This is a genomic window from Oleiphilus sp. HI0043, assembly GCF_001634935.1.
Window position 1 is genome coordinate 1 of sequence record NZ_LWEY01000433.1, and the last position, 420, is coordinate 420.

The 420-nt window shown below is 43.8% G+C and carries 1 protein-coding gene; it reads right to left on the minus strand.

Features of this window, described 5'->3' with window-relative positions; genetic code table 11:
• Window positions 1-420 (minus strand): hypothetical protein (locus A3729_RS32370; RefSeq protein WP_197475601.1); only part of this gene is annotated, 420 nt, incomplete at both ends.

The following is a 420-nucleotide window of genomic DNA, read 5'->3' on the forward strand; positions in this document are numbered from 1 at the left end:
AATCGTCATTTGCCGACAATGTAAGATAGGTATCAATCACTCTAAGATTTATACGTGCATTTGAAGCTTTACTTGGCGTACCGTTGTCTGTAACACTCACTTCGGCGATATATACGCCTGTACTTAAATTGACCGGATCAAAGGTAAGCGTTCTTGAGTCGCCGTCAAGGTCTACTAGCTGGTTGTCGGTTTTACTCCAGTCAAATGAGTGTGAGTCAGCCGAATTTAAATCATCAACAAGCGCATGAATAGTCACCAAGCCTTCACCTGAACTGAGCGTTGTAAGCGCCAAACCATTTTGCTCTGCGGTCACGTTTAATCTAGGGGCAATATTCGATTCTGTAATCGTGATCTGATGCTGCTCGTTCGCACCTATCACCGCATTGACCGGATCATTAAATGTAACGATAAGCTGCTCAT